The organism is Silanimonas sp. (assembly GCF_044377035.1).
GTDB lineage: Bacteria > Pseudomonadota > Gammaproteobacteria > Xanthomonadales > Xanthomonadaceae > Silanimonas.
Map to the genome: position 1 here is coordinate 1 of NZ_JBILJW010000002.1, position 14,229 is coordinate 14,229.

Below are 14,229 nucleotides of genomic sequence, written 5' to 3' on the forward strand. Positions count from 1 at the left end.
TCCAGCTCTTCTTGCCATTGATGACGTAGGTGCCATCGGCCTGCCTGACCGCGCGGCAGCGCATGGCCGTGGCGTCGGAGCCGGACTGCGGCTCGGTCAAGGCGAAGGCGCCGATTTCGCGCCCTTCGGCGATGGCGCGGACGTACAGCTGCTTCTGCGCTTCGGTACCGAACTTCAGGATGCCGTTGCAGAACAGCGAGTTGTTCACCGACACGATGGTGCTGTGCGCACAGTCGGCTGCGGCGATTTCGATCATCGCCAGCACGTAGCTGATCGGGTCCATGCCGGCGCCGCCGTACTCGGTCGGCACTTCGATGCCCATCAGGCCGTTCTCGCCGAGGAGTCGGATGTTCTCCAGCGGGAACTCGCCCGTCTGGTCGTGGTGCTCGGCGCTCGGCGCGATCTTCTCCTGCGCGATGCGACGGGCCACGTCCTGGATCATCAACTGCTCTTCAGTGAATCCGAAATCCACAGCACACCCCGATCGGCAAACGGAAAGTCGCGAGTGTAACCGTTCATCCATACCCCACGGCATGGTGTCGGGGTGAAGACGCGCCTTGACCGGGCCGGGAGCGGCCTCCAGACTAGTTCATCGCTGGATTCGGATACAAAGATAGATATGGACCTGCAAGCTTGGTCGGACTGCCTCAAGGTGCTGGCCGACCCCACCCGCGTCCGCCTGCTGGCCCTCGTCGAGCGTGAAGAGTTGACCGTCGCCGAACTGGCGACCATCACCCACCTCGCCCAGCCCCGCGTTTCGACCCATCTCGCCAAGCTGCGAGAAGCCGCGCTGGTGGTCGACCGTCGCTCCGGCGTCTCGGCCTACTACCGATTCAATGACGCCATCGAGCCCGCCGAAGCGGCGCTCTGGCGCACCCTGCGCGACGGCGCCAGCGACCCGCTGCTTCGGCAGGACGCCGACCGGCTTCCCACCGTCCTCGCGGCCCGCGCCTCGGACCAGAACTGGGCCGACTCGGTGGCCGGCGACATGGAACGCCACTACTCACCGGGGCGCACCTGGGAAGCGCTGGCACGAAGCGCCCTGCCCTTGCTCGAACCCGTCGACGTGCTGGACATCGCCTCCGGCGACGGCCTGATGGCCGAAATGCTGGCGCCGCATTCACGCCGCTACCTCTGCATCGACGCCAGCCCCAAGGTGATCGCCGCCGCCCGTGAGCGCCTGTCGCGATACGCCCACGTCGAGTTGCGCGAAGGCGACATGCACGCGATCGAGTGCGCGGACTCGGCCTTCGACCTCGTGCTGCTGATGCACGCCCTCACCTACGCGGAGAAGCCCGCGAAGGCGCTTGCCGAAGCCGCACGGGCGCTTCGCCCCGGCGGGCGTCTGCTCGCCACTTGCCTCGCGAAGCACGAGCACAAAGCCGTGGTCGAACCCTACGGGCACCTCAATCTCGGGTTCACCGAGAAGGAACTGCGCAAGCTGGCGGAGAAGGCCGGACTCGAGGTGCGCGTCTGCGAGGTGGTGGCGAAGGAGAAGCGCCCCCCGCACTTCGAAGTGATCAGCCTGATCGCGCACAAGCCCGGTTCGTCGACGGAGCGCAAGCGCGGATGAACCGTCTTCCCTGGAAACACCCGGCCCGCGCCCAGAAGCTGCTCGACGCCATGGCGGCGCGGATCCTCGTGCTCGACGGCGCGATGGGCACGATGGTGCAGAAGCATCGGCTCGAGGAAGCTGACTACCGCGGCGAGCGCTTCAAGCACGGCTTCGACGGTTTGCAGTTCTCGCCGAAGACCAGCGACATCCCCTCCGGCCACGAGCGCGCGCCGCTGGCGGCAGACCACGTCCACGGCGAGGGCTGCGGCTGCGGCGGCGACCTCAAGGGCAACAACGACCTGTTGGTGCTGACGAAGCCCGAGATCATCGCCGGCATCCACCGCGCCTACCTCGAGGCCGGCGCCGACCTGATCGAGACCAACACCTTCAACGGCACGCGCGTGGCCCAGGGCGACTACCGCCTCGAGCACCTCGTCCCGGAACTCAATCGCGAGGCCGCGAAGCTCGCCAAGGCCGTGTGTGCCGAGGTCGAGGCCCGCGACCCGTCGAAGCCGCGCTTCGTGGTCGGCGTGCTCGGCCCGACGCCTCGCACGGCGTCGATCTCGCCCGACGTCAACGACCCGGCCTTCCGCAACATCGATTTCGACACCCTGGTCGCGCAGTACCGCGAGGCGGCTGAAGCACTCGCCGAGGGCGGCGCCGACATCCTGATGGTAGAAACCATCTTCGACACGTTGAACGCGAAAGCGGCGCTGTTCGCGCTGGAGACGATGTTCGCCGAGCACGGTGCCCGCTGGCCGGTGATGATCTCCGGAACGATCACCGACCGCTCCGGCCGCACGCTCTCCGGCCAGACGGCGGAAGCCTTCTGGTACTCCCTGCGCCACGCCCGGCCGCTGTCGATCGGATTGAACTGCGCGCTCGGCGCTCGGGACCTGCGCGCGCACATCGACGTGTTGTCCTCGGTGGCCGAGTGCGCCATCAGCTGCCACCCGAACGCGGGCCTGCCGAACGCCTTCGGCGGCTACGACGAGCAGCCGTCCGAGACCTCGGGCGTGCTGCGCGAGTTCGCTGAAGCCGGCCTGCTGAACATCGTCGGCGGCTGCTGCGGGACCACGCCCGAGCACATCGCGGCGATCGCGCAAGTCGTCGCTGGCCTGCCGCCGCGTGTCCTGCCCGCTCCCGCGCCGCACATGCGGCTGTCGGGGCTGGAGCCTTCGGTCATCACGCCGGAAAGCAACTTCGTCAACGTCGGCGAACGCACCAACGTCACCGGCTCGGCGCAGTTCAAGAAGCTGATCCTGGAAGGCCGTTTCGACGAGGCGCTGGTCGTCGCCCGCCAACAGGTGGACAACGGCGCCCAGGTCATCGACATCAACATGGACGAAGGCATGCTCGATGCCGAAGCCGCGATGGGCCGCTTCCTGCGCCTGATCGCCGGCGAGCCGGACATCGCCAAGGTGCCGGTGATGATCGACTCCTCGAAGTGGAGCGTCATCGAAGAGGGCCTGAAGAACGTCCAGGGCAAGCCCATCGTCAACTCCATCTCGCTGAAGGAAGGCGAAGCCGAATTCCTTCGCCAGGCCGAGTTGCTGCGCCGCTATGGCGCCGCCCTGGTGGTGATGGCCTTCGACGAGCAGGGCCAGGCCGACAGCTTCGAGCGCAAGGTTGAAATCTGCTCGCGGGCCTATGCCCTCCTGACGGAACGCGCCGGCATCGCGCCCGAAGACATCGTCTTCGACCCCAACATCTTCGCCATCGCCACAGGCATCGAAGAGCACGACGGCTATGCCGTGGCCTTCATCGACGCGGCACGCGAGCTGAAGGCGCGCTTTCCGCTTGCTCACGTGTCGGGCGGTGTCTCCAACGTCAGCTTCGCCTTCCGCGGCAACAACGCCGTGCGCGAAGCGATCCACGCCGTGTTCCTCTACCACGCCATCCAGGCCGGCATGGACTTCGGCATCGTCAATGCCGGCGCGCTGGCGCTGGTCGACGACCTCGACGCCGAGCTGCGGGAGCGCGTCGAAGATGTCGTGCTGAACCGTCGACCGGATGCCACCGAGCGCCTGCTCGCGATCGCCGACCGCTACAAGGGCAAGAAGGGCGAGGTGAAGGTCGAGGACGCCGCGTGGCGCGAGTTGCCGGTGGTGGAGCGCCTCAAGCACGCGCTCGTCCACGGTATCGATGCCTTCATCGAGGGCGACACCGAGGAGGCACGGCAGGCGCTGGGCCGTCCGCTCGACGTGATCGAAGGCCCGCTGATGGCCGGAATGAACGTGGTGGGCGACCTGTTCGGCGTCGGCAAGATGTTCCTGCCGCAGGTGGTGAAGTCGGCCCGCGTGATGAAGAAGGCGGTCGCCGTGCTGCTGCCCTACCTCGAAGCCGAGAAGGCCGCGGCGGGCGGCGACGCCAAGCAGCGCGGCAAGATCCTGATGGCCACGGTCAAGGGCGACGTGCACGACATCGGCAAGAACATCGTCGGCGTGGTGCTCGGCTGCAACAACTTCGACGTGATCGACCTCGGCGTGATGGTGCCGGCGCAGACGATCCTTGATCGGGCTCGCGAGGAGCGCGTCGACCTGATCGGCCTTTCCGGGCTCATCACGCCCTCGCTCGAGGAGATGAGCCATGTCGCCAAGGAGATGAAGCGGCAGGGCTTCAGCGTGCCGCTGATGATCGGTGGCGCCACGACCAGCCGCGCGCACACCGCGCTGAAGATCGACCCGCACTACGCCGAACCGGTGGTGTGGGTGAAGGACGCCTCACGTGCCGTCGGCGTGGCGCAGAGCCTGCTGTCGAAGGACCTGCGCGAGCCCTTCATGGCGGGCATCGTGGCCGACTATGACGAGGTGCGTCGCCGCCACGCCAATCGCGGCGATGCCAAGCCGCTGATGCCGCTGGAGCGTGCCCGCGCCAAGCGCTTCGCGCCGGACTGGTCCGCTTATGCCCCGCCGCAGCCGCAGGCACCGGGCGTCACCGTGTTCGAAGACGTCCCGCTCGAGGCCCTACGCTCAGTCATCGATTGGACGCCCTTCTTCCAGACCTGGGAGTTGGCGGGCCGCTACCCGCAGATCCTCGAGGATGCCGTCGTCGGCGCCCAGGCCCGCGAACTGTGGCGGGACGCGCAGGCCATGCTCGACCAGCTCATCGCGGAGAAATGGCTGACCGCGAAGGCCGTCGCCGGGCTGTGGCCGGCGGCCCAACAGGGGGACGACATCGTCGTCCATGACCCGGCGCATCCGACCCGCCGGGTCGCCACCCTGCACACCCTGCGGCAGCAGGCCGACAAGCCCGATACGCGCCCGAACCTAGCCCTCGCCGACTTCATCGCGCCGGCGGGTCACCAAGACTGGATCGGCGCCTTCGCCGTCAACGCCGGCATCGGCATCGAACCGCACGTGGCGCGCTTCGAAGCTGCGCATGACGACTACAACGCCATCCTGCTCAAGGCCCTCGCCGATCGCTTGGCGGAGGCCTGCGCCGAGTGGCTGCATCGTGAGGTGCGGACGCGGCTGTGGAGCTACGCCAAGGACGAACCGTTCGACAACGAGGCCTTGATCCGCGAGGACTACCGCGGCATCCGCCCGGCGCCCGGTTACCCCGCCTGCCCAGAGCACAGCGAGAAGCGGACGATCTTCGAGCTGCTGCAGGCGGAGAGGCGCATCGGCCTCTCGCTTACCGAGAACTTCGCCATGTACCCGGCCTCGGCAGTGAGCGGCCTGTACTTCAGCCACCCCGACAGCCAGTACTTCGTCGTCGGCCGCCTTTCGCGCGAGCAAGTCGCCGACTACGCGAAGCGCAAGGGCATCCCCCTCGAGCAGGCGGAACGCTGGCTGGCACCGAACCTCGACTACGACCCGGAGTAAGCCCGGGCCGTCGAGTCACGGCAGGCGGAAGCTTCCCGCCGCGCCGGCCAACTGGGTGCTCTGCTCTTCGAGCGCGCGTGCCGAAGCGCTGGCCTCTTCGACCAGTGCCGCATTCTGCTGGGTGGCCGTGTCGAGCTGGCTGATCGTCTGGTTGACGGTGCCGATGCCCTGGGCCTGCTCCTCGCTGGCGGCGCTGATCTCTGCGACCAGCTGGCCCATCTTTTCCACCTCGACCACCAGCGAGCGGATCGACTCACCGGCCTGGCGCACCTTGCCGGAGCCGGCCCGCACCGCCTCCGCCGAATCACCGATCAGGGTCTTGATCTCCTTGGCCGACGCGGCACTCCGCTGCGCCAGCGCGCGCACCTCCGCGGCAACCACGGCGAAGCCGCGCCCCTGCTCGCCGGCCCTCGCCGCCTCGACGGCGGCGTTCAGCGCGAGGATGTTGGTCTGGAAGGCAATGCCATCGATGACAGTGATGATGTCCTCGATCTTGGCCGAGGCCTCGGCCACTTCGCCCATGGCCCGGACCGCGTCGTCGGCGACGAGGCCACCCTCGTTGGCGATGCGTCCAACGCCTTCCGAAAGCGTGCGCGCGGTGCGCGCGTTCTGCGCGTTCTGCTGCACGGTGGCGGTCAGTTCCTCCATCGAGGACGCCGTCTCCTCCAAGCTGGCCGCCTGCTGCTCGGTGCGTTCCTGCAGGTCCGCGTTCCCGGCGGCGAGCTCGGACGACACCGTGCGGAAGACCGCCACCGCCTGCTGGATACGGCCGACGATGTCCGCGAGCTCCTCGACGGTGCGATTGGCGTCATCCGCCATCTGGCCGAAGGCCCCGGCATAGCGCTGTTCCATGCGCACGCGCAGGTCGCCCTGCGCCAGCGAGGCCATGAAGCCCTGGAGGTTCGCGGTGATGTCCTCGAAGACGTCCAGCACCCGGTTGATGCCCTCGCCCAGCTGCCGCACATAGCCGGTCTTGCTCTCGACATCGATACGACGGCCCAGCTCGCCGCGGCTGGCGGCGTCGACGACCTCCTGCACTTCGCGTTCGATCGCGAGCTCGAGGGTGCGGTCCTTCCACTCCACGACGTAGCCGATGAGCATCCCCGCATAACCGAAGGCTGGCGTCACCACGAGGTCGAAGCTCAGGCCGGCGATGACGACGCGGCCATGGTGGGGCGCCTTCATGCCGGCGAGCATGGCGCGCTGCCGGCTGGGATCACGATGGAAGCGGTCGATGGATGAACCGACAATCGCATCCACCCGGAACCCGGGGATGGCCGTAGCGATCCGCGCTTCGTGGCGCCGGAAGGTCTCGAGGACGGCGCGGTTGGCGAACACGATATCGAAGCGCCGGTCGGCGACCATGATGTTGGTCTCGGCCATGTCCAAGGCCTGGTTGATGCGCGCCGAAGCCGCAGCCTCGCGACGCAGGCGCTGCGTGCTGAATTCCAACCGCACCTGCAGCGACTTGAGTCCGAGCAGTACAGCACCGACCTCGTCCGCCCGCGAGATGTCGACGTGGCCGTCGTGCTTCTCGGCCGCGATCTCGCGGAACAGGGCTTTGGCGCGGTCGAGGCGTCCGACCACGTCGCGGGCCAGCCACCAGGCCGAATAGGTCGCGAAGGCCGCGCCGGCGGCGAGGCCGCCCGCGAGGACGCCGCGTCCGACGCCACGGGACTGCAGCCAGAGGAGGCTAGCCGCGAGACCGATGCCGAACAGCGACAGCAGGAACAGCCGGAAGGTCAGCGTGAGGCGCCACAGCGGGTTGAGCGCACGCGCGAGGCTGGGCGGATGGACCACGCCGTTCTCGATCTCGAAGCGGGCCAGGCGGCCTTCGCGGATCTCGCGGTACAGGCGCTCCGCTTCGTCGATCCTCGCGCGACTGGGCTTCCGCCGAACCGACACGTAGCCCTCGAGTTCGCCGGTTGCGGCATAGATGGGGGCGACGTTCGCCTCCACCCAATAGTGGTCGCCGTTCTTGCAGCGGTTCTTCACAAGGCCGATCCAGGGGCGGCCCTTCTTCAGGGTGGCCCACATATCGGCGAACGCGGCGGCAGGCATATCCGGGTGGCGGATGATGCGGTGCGGCTGGCCGAGCAGTTCGGCCTCCGTATAGCCGCTGATCTCCATGAAGTAGCCGTTGACGTAGGTGATGCGGCCCTGCGGATCCGTGGACGAGACGATGGTCTCGCCGTCGCGGAACTCGGCCTCCACCCCGGTGACCGGCCGGTCCTTGAGGGCCTCCCGCGTGAGCGGCACCGTCGTCTGGCTCGCCGTTCCCACTGCGCTCATGCCTGCTCTCCCGCCCAGAGTGTGTAGGCCCAGTAAAGCCCTCCCGGCGGTGGGCCCACCTGATCCACGTCAAACCAGCGGCCCTGTCGCAATCGGTGAGACTGGGAATGGCGACAAAGCGCACACCCGAACCGGTCCCCGCATGAACGCCGTCGTCCGCCCCGCTGCCCCCTCGCCTGCGTCATCGTCCGATCCCGTGCCGACCCGGGTCGGCGGTGGAACGCTCGTCCAACGCCTCGGCCGCAAGTACGCCGACCGCATCACCGCGCTGCGCCGCTTGCCCGCGCGAGAAGGCGACTACGTCGAATTCCCGCCGGACCTGCCCACCGGACTGGCCGACGCGCTGCGCGCCCGGGGCGTCACGCGCCTGTACCGGCACCAGGCCGAGGCTTGGCGCGCGGCGCAGGACGGCGAGAACCTGCTCCTGGCCACACCGACCGCCTCCGGGAAATCGCTGTGCTACCTGCTGCCCGCATTGGCCGCGGCACGCCATGGCGGCAAATCGCTGTTCCTGTTCCCGACCAAGGCGCTGGCGCAGGACCAGGTGGCGGAACTGATCGAGCTCTCCAGCGCCGGCAACCTTGGGGTGCGCGCCGCCACCTTCGACGGCGACACGCCCGGCGACGCCCGGCAGGCGATCCGCGCCGGCGGCGACGTGGTGGTGACCAACCCCGACATGCTCCACCAGGGCATCCTGCCGCACCACACGAAGTGGGCGACGCTGTTCGAGAACCTGCGCTACGTCGTCATCGACGAGATCCATGGCTACCGCGGCGTCTTCGGCAGCCATCTCGCCAACGTGATCCGCCGGCTGAAGCGCCTGTGCGCCTTCTACGGCAGCGACCCGCAGTTCATCCTCTGCTCGGCGACGATCGGCAATGCCGTCGAACACGCCGAAGCCCTCATCGAAGCGCCGGTCCACGCCATCACCGAGAGCGGCGCACCGACCGGCGAGAAGTTCCTGCTGTTGTGGAACCCGCCGGTGGTGAACCCGGACCTCGGCCTGCGCGCCTCCGCGCGTTCACAGTCGGTGCGAATCGCCCGCATCGCCATCAAGGCGGCGCTGAAGACGCTGGTGTTCTGCGGCTCGCGCACGCAGGTGGAGGTGATCACCAAGTACCTCAAGGAAGTCTTCGACCGCGAGCCCCGCGGCCCGGCCCGCATCCGCGCCTACCGCGGCGGCTACCTGCCGAACGAGCGTCGCGAAACGGAGGTGGCGATGCGCGCGGGGAAAGTCGACGGCATCGTCAGCACCTCGGCACTGGAACTGGGCGTCGATATCGGCGCCCTCGACGTGGTGGTGTTGAATGGCTGGCCCGGTTCGGTGGCGGCCACGTGGCAGCGCTTCGGGCGCGCCGGCCGCCGCCAGCAGGCCTCAGTGGGCGTGCTGGTGGCCAGCAGCGAGGCGATCGACCAGTACGTCGTGCAGCACCCGGAATACTTCTTCGGCGCCAACCCCGAACACGCGCGCCTGCACGCCGACCAGCCGCTGGTACTGCTCGACCACGTGCGCTGCGCGGCCTTCGAGCTGCCCTTCAGCGCCGGCGAGCGGTTCGGACCCGTCGAGGTCGACGGTTTCCTCGAACTGCTCGCCGAGGACGCCGTCGTGCACCGCGAGGGCGAACGCTGGGAGTGGATCGCCGACAGCTACCCGGCCAATGCGGTGAACCTGCGCGCGGTCGCCGACGGCAACTTCGTCGTCGTGGATCGCACGGACGGCCGGCAGACCATCATCGCCGAGGTCGACTACACCGCCGCTGCGCTCACCTTGTACGAGGGCGCCATCCACATGGTGCAGTCGGTGCCCTACCAGGTGGAGCGCCTCGACTGGCCCGGCCGCAAGGCCTATGTGCGCCGCACCTTCGTCGACTACTACACCGACGCCATCGACCACACCAAGCTCAAGGTGCTGGAGCGCTTCGACGGCTCTCCCCTTGGCGCCGGCCAGTGCGAGACGGGCGAGGTCCACGTGGTGCGCCGGGTGTCCGGCTACAAGAAGATCCGATTCCACACGCACGAGAACATCGGCTACGGCCCCGTGCAGTTGCCGGACCAGGAACTGCAGACCACGGCCACCTGGTGGCAGTTGCCACCGGCCGTTCTCGAGGCCGCGTGGCCGACGCGCGAGCAGGCCCTCGCCGCCTTCCACGGCGCGGGCAGCGCCCTGCACTGCGTGGCCCAACTGGCCGTCATGGCCGAAGGGCGCGACCTGCAGAAGTGCGTCGACGACGCGCATCCCGACGGCCGCTTCCATCCAGCGCTGTACCTCTACGACGCCTATCCGGGTGGCATCGGCCTGTCGCAGCCCCTGTACGAACGTCGCACGGAATTGGTGAAGCGCGCCCGCGGCCTCGTGGCGGCCTGCCCATGCACGCGTGGTTGCCCGGCCTGCGTCGGGCCGGTGGCGCCGCCCGTGAAGGACGAAACCGAGACGCCGAAGCGCGCGGCCCAGCGACTGTTGACGCTGTTCGAGGCCGCATGAGCGCGGCGCTCGATTGGTTGAGGCAGCGGCGGCAAGCACCCGCTGCGCCCACATCGCCACGCACCGACGACTGGCAGGACGTCTTCGACGCCCTGCGCCGCCTGCGCGAACGCGGGCCGCGCAGGCTCGCACCGGCCGCGCCACTCACTGCCCTGCCCGTCGATCGCACGCTCCCGGGCGACGAGATCGCGCCAGGCCTGTGGCGGCAGGTGACGCTGCGCGCGCGGCCGCTGGCCCCGACGCTGATCGAACTCGGCGACCTAGCAGCGCTTTCGCCGACAGCGCGTCGGCGAGGCACCGTACCGTTGCCCGAAAGCGTCGAAGCATCGCGCTTGGCGTTCTTCGATACCGAAACCACCGGCCTCGCCGGAGGCACCGGCACGCGCGCCTTCATGGTCGGCATCGCACGCTTCACCCCTGCGGGACTCGCGATCACGCAGTTCACCACGGCCACGATGGCCGCCGAGGCCGCGATGCTTCGGGCCGTGCTCGATGCTCTGGGCGACGACGCTGTGCTCGTCAGCTACAACGGCAAGAGCTACGACCGCCCGCTGTTGGGCACGCGATTGCGCCTTTCGCGCATCCCCGACCCGCTCTCGCGCTTTCCTCACCTCGACCTGCTGCACCCCACGCGCCGCCGACTGCGACACGCCCTGCCCGACTGCCGCCTCGCCACGGTTGAACGGCACTGGCTGGGCGTGCTCCGCGAAGACGACCTGCCCGGCAGCGAAGCGCCTGCGGCCTGGCTGGCGTACCTGCGCGGCGGCAGCGCCGCCCTGCTGCGGCGTGTCGGCGAGCACAACGCGCAGGACCTCGCTAGCCTCGCCGCTCTGTTGCTTCATCACCTCGAGGAGGCGGCTGCGGTCGATGCCCTCCGCGGCTAAGCTCGCGCCCTATGCACGACACCGCCCCCCACGTCATCCGTCTCGACGGCCTCGGCAATGCCGAATTCCTCTCCCGCTACGCCGCACCGGGGCGCATCGGGCTGTGCGGCGGCTCCGACGCCGTCACCATGGCGATCCGCCGCGCGCAGGGTTTCGTCACCGAGGACGGCCATCGCAGCCCGTGGTCGCACGCGTTCCTGTTCACAGGCGAGCGCGCCGATGGACACCACTGGGTCATCGAATCCGACCTCGATCTGCGTTCGCGCAACCTCCGCCTCGGGGCGCAGGAGAATCGGCTGGAGCGCTACTTCGACGACGAGGCCTACCCGAACCTCGCCGTGCTCGACTTCGGCCTCGATGCCGACGCCACGCGGCGCGTTCTGTGCCAAGGCCTCGACCTCGTCGCCGGGGCCTCGCACTACTCGCTCAAGGAAATCCTCGGCACGCTGTTCGCGCTACCGTCGTCCTCGCTACGCAGACGCCGCAATCTTTTCGCCTCGGAAGGCGCGCTCTACTGCTCGGCGATGGTCCAGCATTGCTTCGAGGCGATCGACCTGCGATTCCGGCCGCACATCGACGGGAAGAACCTCACGCCCCACGACATCGCCCGCGCCGAAATGCCACACACGGCATGGCAGTTGCTGCGCGAACCTCAGCCGGGGCGCAAGACCCGATTGCGCCGTTACCGCGAAGCCGGGAAGACACTGCTCGCGGCGCTCTCCGCCTGAGCCTGGCGAGGCCTCAGGCCAGGGCCGCGATCATCCCCAGGGCCATCAGCACCCAACGCAGCGCTTCCAGCGGTTTGGCCCAGGGTTTGCGTTCCATGAGCGCCCCCAGCACCACGAGGCTGGCCACGAGGCCCAAGGCGTAGCCGCCGGATTGCCACGCCGGCATCGCTCCAGCGCTGGTGAGGAAATGCACGGCCGGCACCAGCAGCAGGGCGAAATTCACCGCCACGTACACCGTCCGCGCGCGCGACGCCGGCGGGTTGAACTCCGCTCGACCGATATCGAAGGCCGGCTTCGGATCGATGGCCTGCAGGTCTGCGGGACGCCAGCCCGGTTTGCCGAACCAGAGCCGCAACCGGTCGCGCCAGCGGGCCGTGCGCCAGGTGTCGCGCCAGAGCGCCGCGTACACCTCGAGGTTGGCCCAGAGCGGATTGAAGCTGCGCAGCGGAGCGCGCGTGCCGTAAACGACCGGATCCGCGTCGTCTTCCTCGACGAAGGTGCCAAACAGCCGATCCCACAGGATGAACAGGCCGCCGTAGTTCTTGTCGAGGTAGCGTTCGTTCACCGCATGGTGGGCACGATGGTTCGAGGGCGAGGCGAAGACGCGGTCGAACCAGCCCAGCTTCGGCACCAGCTCGGTGTGGATCCAGAACTGGTACAGCAGGTCGATCACCGCGACGACGGCGAACACCTCGAGCGGAAACCCGAGCACGGCCATCGGCAGGTAGAACACCCAGCCGAGCAGCGCGCCGCTGCTGGTCTGGCGCAGCGCGGTGGTGAGGTTGTAGCGCTCGCTCTGGTGGTGCACCACGTGCGCGGCCCAGAGCAGGTTCACCTCGTGGCCGGCACGGTGAAGCCAGTAGTAGCAGAAGTCGTAGAGCACCAGCCCGGTGATCCACACCCACGGGCTGGTGGCCGAGAGTTCGAACAGCGCGACGTGCTCCACGGCCACGGCGTAGAGGCCGATAGTGAGCGCCTTGGTGAACACGCCGGCCAACTGCGACATCACCCCGAGCGACAGGCTGGCGATGGCGTCGTTCGCGCGGTAAACGGCGCGCCCCATCACGCGGGCGGCAACGAGTTCGATGCCGATCAGCAGGAAGAAGGCCGGAATGGCCCAGAGCATGATGGCCTCAGCCACGGCGTGCCTCCGCCGCGATCGAGCGGGCGATGCACCATTGGGCGGCCCAGTAGGTGGAGAGCACCCACAGCGAGGCCAACGGCACGGCGGACGCGAACCGGTCCCAGGCCAGCAGGCCGTCGCTGAGGACGAACAGCGCGCCACCGACCGCCAAGCGGGATCCGGCGCGCTCGCGAGCACCGAAGGCGAACGCCGCCATGCCGGTCAGTACGACCACGTAGGCGACCACCGCTCCCCGCATGGCCTCCGGCACCTGGGGAAGAAGCAGGGAGAGCACGCCCGCCGCAAGCAGGCCGTAGCCCAGCCACGCGAGCGCGACCGCCTTTAGGCGGCAGTGGCGGAAGAACGCCACGATGTAGGCGAGATGGGCGAGGAGGAAGGCGCCGAGTCCGACCACGAACGCGTCGATGGGCAGCATCAGCGCGACGTCACCCAGCAGCGAGAGCAGCAGGCCGGTGATCACCCCGGGGCGGAGGCCATGGGGGTCCTCCGAGCGCCAAGCGAACGCGATGAGCAACAGGGTCGTGACCGGCTTGAACACGTAGTGCAGGCCGAGACCGGCCGGTGCGGACAGGGCACCCGCGATGGCGAGGACGGCCGACGCGGCGATCCATCCCCGCCACTGACGATCCCGAAGCATCCGGTTCACCAGACGAGGTCGTCGGGCACCTGGTACTGCGGATCGGCGTACTCATCGCTGCCGGGCGGCGCGTTGGGGTCCACCTCGAGCGCCACCGCGTCGGGAAAGAGCGCCTTCGCTTCGGCCAGCACGGCCGCCGTCACCAGCAGGTAGCGCCCGTTGCTCTGCACCACGCCGAGCTCGCCGGCATTAAGGGCCTTCAGCTGGTCGGGCGTCACGTGGATGCGCTTGATCTTCCCGCCATAGGGGAAATGCCGCGCGTGCTCGGCGGCCGCATCGTTGAGCGCCTTGCCGACGAGGAAGGCATCCAGCTTCGCCTTCGCCTCGCGGCGGACGCGCGCCGCCTCCTGCTTCGCCTGTTCCGCGGCGATGCGCTCACGCTTCTCGATTTCCGCGCGAAGCGCGTAGGCCTTGGCGAGATCGATCTCCTCCTGCGTGCGCGGCTTGCCACCGCCACGCTGGTCCGGGCGCGGGCCACGGGGGCCGCGTCCATCGCGGGGCGCGCCCGGCTTGCCGGCGCCAGGCTTGCCAGCGCCGGGCTGGGTGCCCTGCGGGCGATCACGGCCGGCCGGCCGATGCTCGCGCTTGGGTTCGGGTTTGCGCTCGGTGCGCTCGGGCTTCGGTGCGGCCTTGAAGCCGAGGCCGAGCAGCTGGTCTTTCAGGCTGTCACTCATGGCGGA

The 14,229-nt window shown here is 68.8% G+C and carries 10 protein-coding genes; 5 read left to right on the forward strand and 5 right to left on the reverse strand.

Going from position 1 to position 14,229, the window contains the following annotated elements:
- A partial coding sequence (locus ACIQ6S_RS01150) for an acyl-CoA dehydrogenase family protein (RefSeq protein WP_397606742.1) occupies window positions 1-523 on the reverse strand: 523 nt, incomplete at its 3' end.
- Between the two features lie 96 nt (window positions 524-619).
- Here ACIQ6S_RS01150 and ACIQ6S_RS01155 point away from each other — a divergent pair.
- Both ACIQ6S_RS01155 and metH read left to right on the forward strand, forming a co-directional pair.
- Window positions 620-1,573 (forward strand): metalloregulator ArsR/SmtB family transcription factor, encoded by a 954-nt coding sequence (locus ACIQ6S_RS01155; protein ID WP_397606743.1) that lies wholly within the window; start codon window positions 620-622, stop codon window positions 1,571-1,573.
- Entirely contained in the window at window positions 1,570-5,382 is a 3,813-nt protein-coding gene (gene metH / locus ACIQ6S_RS01160) for a methionine synthase (protein ID WP_397606744.1), read from the forward strand. Before ACIQ6S_RS01155 ends, metH begins: the two co-directional genes overlap by 4 nt.
- Window positions 5,383-5,397: 15 nt before the next feature.
- Here the strand turns inward: metH and ACIQ6S_RS01165 are convergent, their stop codons facing one another.
- Complete coding sequence (locus ACIQ6S_RS01165) at window positions 5,398-7,674, reverse strand: methyl-accepting chemotaxis protein (RefSeq protein ID WP_397606745.1); 2,277 nt, start codon at window positions 7,672-7,674, stop codon at window positions 5,398-5,400.
- 142 nt (window positions 7,675-7,816) lie between these two features.
- On the opposite strand from ACIQ6S_RS01165, the gene ACIQ6S_RS01170 reads away from it, so the two are divergent.
- The 3 genes from ACIQ6S_RS01170 to ACIQ6S_RS01180 are packed head-to-tail and all read left to right on the forward strand — an operon-like array spanning window position 7,817 to window position 11,768.
- Entirely contained in the window at window positions 7,817-10,156 is a 2,340-nt protein-coding gene (locus tag ACIQ6S_RS01170) for a DEAD/DEAH box helicase (protein ID WP_397606746.1), read from the forward strand.
- Window positions 10,153-11,040: a ribonuclease H-like domain-containing protein gene (locus tag ACIQ6S_RS01175; RefSeq protein WP_397606747.1), complete on the forward strand. Its 888-nt coding sequence runs from the start codon at window positions 10,153-10,155 to the stop codon at window positions 11,038-11,040. Before ACIQ6S_RS01170 ends, ACIQ6S_RS01175 begins: the two co-directional genes overlap by 4 nt.
- An 11-nt stretch (window positions 11,041-11,051) precedes the next feature.
- Complete coding sequence (locus ACIQ6S_RS01180) at window positions 11,052-11,768, forward strand: hypothetical protein (protein WP_397606748.1); 717 nt, start codon at window positions 11,052-11,054, stop codon at window positions 11,766-11,768.
- Between the two features lie 13 nt (window positions 11,769-11,781).
- Here ACIQ6S_RS01180 and ACIQ6S_RS01185 read toward each other — a convergent pair whose 3' ends face one another.
- The 3 genes from ACIQ6S_RS01185 to ACIQ6S_RS01195 are packed head-to-tail and all read right to left on the reverse strand — an operon-like array spanning window position 11,782 to window position 14,223.
- Window positions 11,782-12,909 (reverse strand): sterol desaturase family protein, encoded by a 1,128-nt coding sequence (locus ACIQ6S_RS01185; RefSeq protein ID WP_397606749.1) that lies wholly within the window; start codon window positions 12,907-12,909, stop codon window positions 11,782-11,784.
- Window positions 12,902-13,549: a lysoplasmalogenase gene (locus tag ACIQ6S_RS01190; protein ID WP_397606750.1), complete on the reverse strand. Its 648-nt coding sequence runs from the start codon at window positions 13,547-13,549 to the stop codon at window positions 12,902-12,904. Before ACIQ6S_RS01190 ends, ACIQ6S_RS01185 begins: the two co-directional genes overlap by 8 nt.
- A gap of 5 nt (window positions 13,550-13,554) precedes the next feature.
- On the reverse strand, window positions 13,555-14,223 hold the full coding sequence (locus tag ACIQ6S_RS01195; protein ID WP_397606751.1) for a DUF2058 family protein: 669 nt from the start codon (window positions 14,221-14,223) through the stop codon (window positions 13,555-13,557).
- Between the last annotated feature and the right edge of the window lie 6 nt (window positions 14,224-14,229).

Coding starts and splice junctions, on each gene's coding strand:
- metH (WP_397606744.1), top strand. CDS start 1,570: ATGAACCGTCTTCCCTGGAAACACCCGGCCCGCGCCCAGAAGCTGCTC.
- ACIQ6S_RS01165 (WP_397606745.1), bottom strand. CDS start 7,674: ATGAGCGCAGTGGGAACGGCGAGCCAGACGACGGTGCCGCTCACGCGG.
- ACIQ6S_RS01155 (WP_397606743.1), top strand. CDS start 620: ATGGACCTGCAAGCTTGGTCGGACTGCCTCAAGGTGCTGGCCGACCCC.
- ACIQ6S_RS01190 (WP_397606750.1), bottom strand. CDS start 13,549: ATGCTTCGGGATCGTCAGTGGCGGGGATGGATCGCCGCGTCGGCCGTC.
- ACIQ6S_RS01170 (WP_397606746.1), top strand. CDS start 7,817: ATGAACGCCGTCGTCCGCCCCGCTGCCCCCTCGCCTGCGTCATCGTCC.
- ACIQ6S_RS01180 (WP_397606748.1), top strand. CDS start 11,052: ATGCACGACACCGCCCCCCACGTCATCCGTCTCGACGGCCTCGGCAAT.
- ACIQ6S_RS01195 (WP_397606751.1), bottom strand. CDS start 14,223: ATGAGTGACAGCCTGAAAGACCAGCTGCTCGGCCTCGGCTTCAAGGCC.
- ACIQ6S_RS01175 (WP_397606747.1), top strand. CDS start 10,153: ATGAGCGCGGCGCTCGATTGGTTGAGGCAGCGGCGGCAAGCACCCGCT.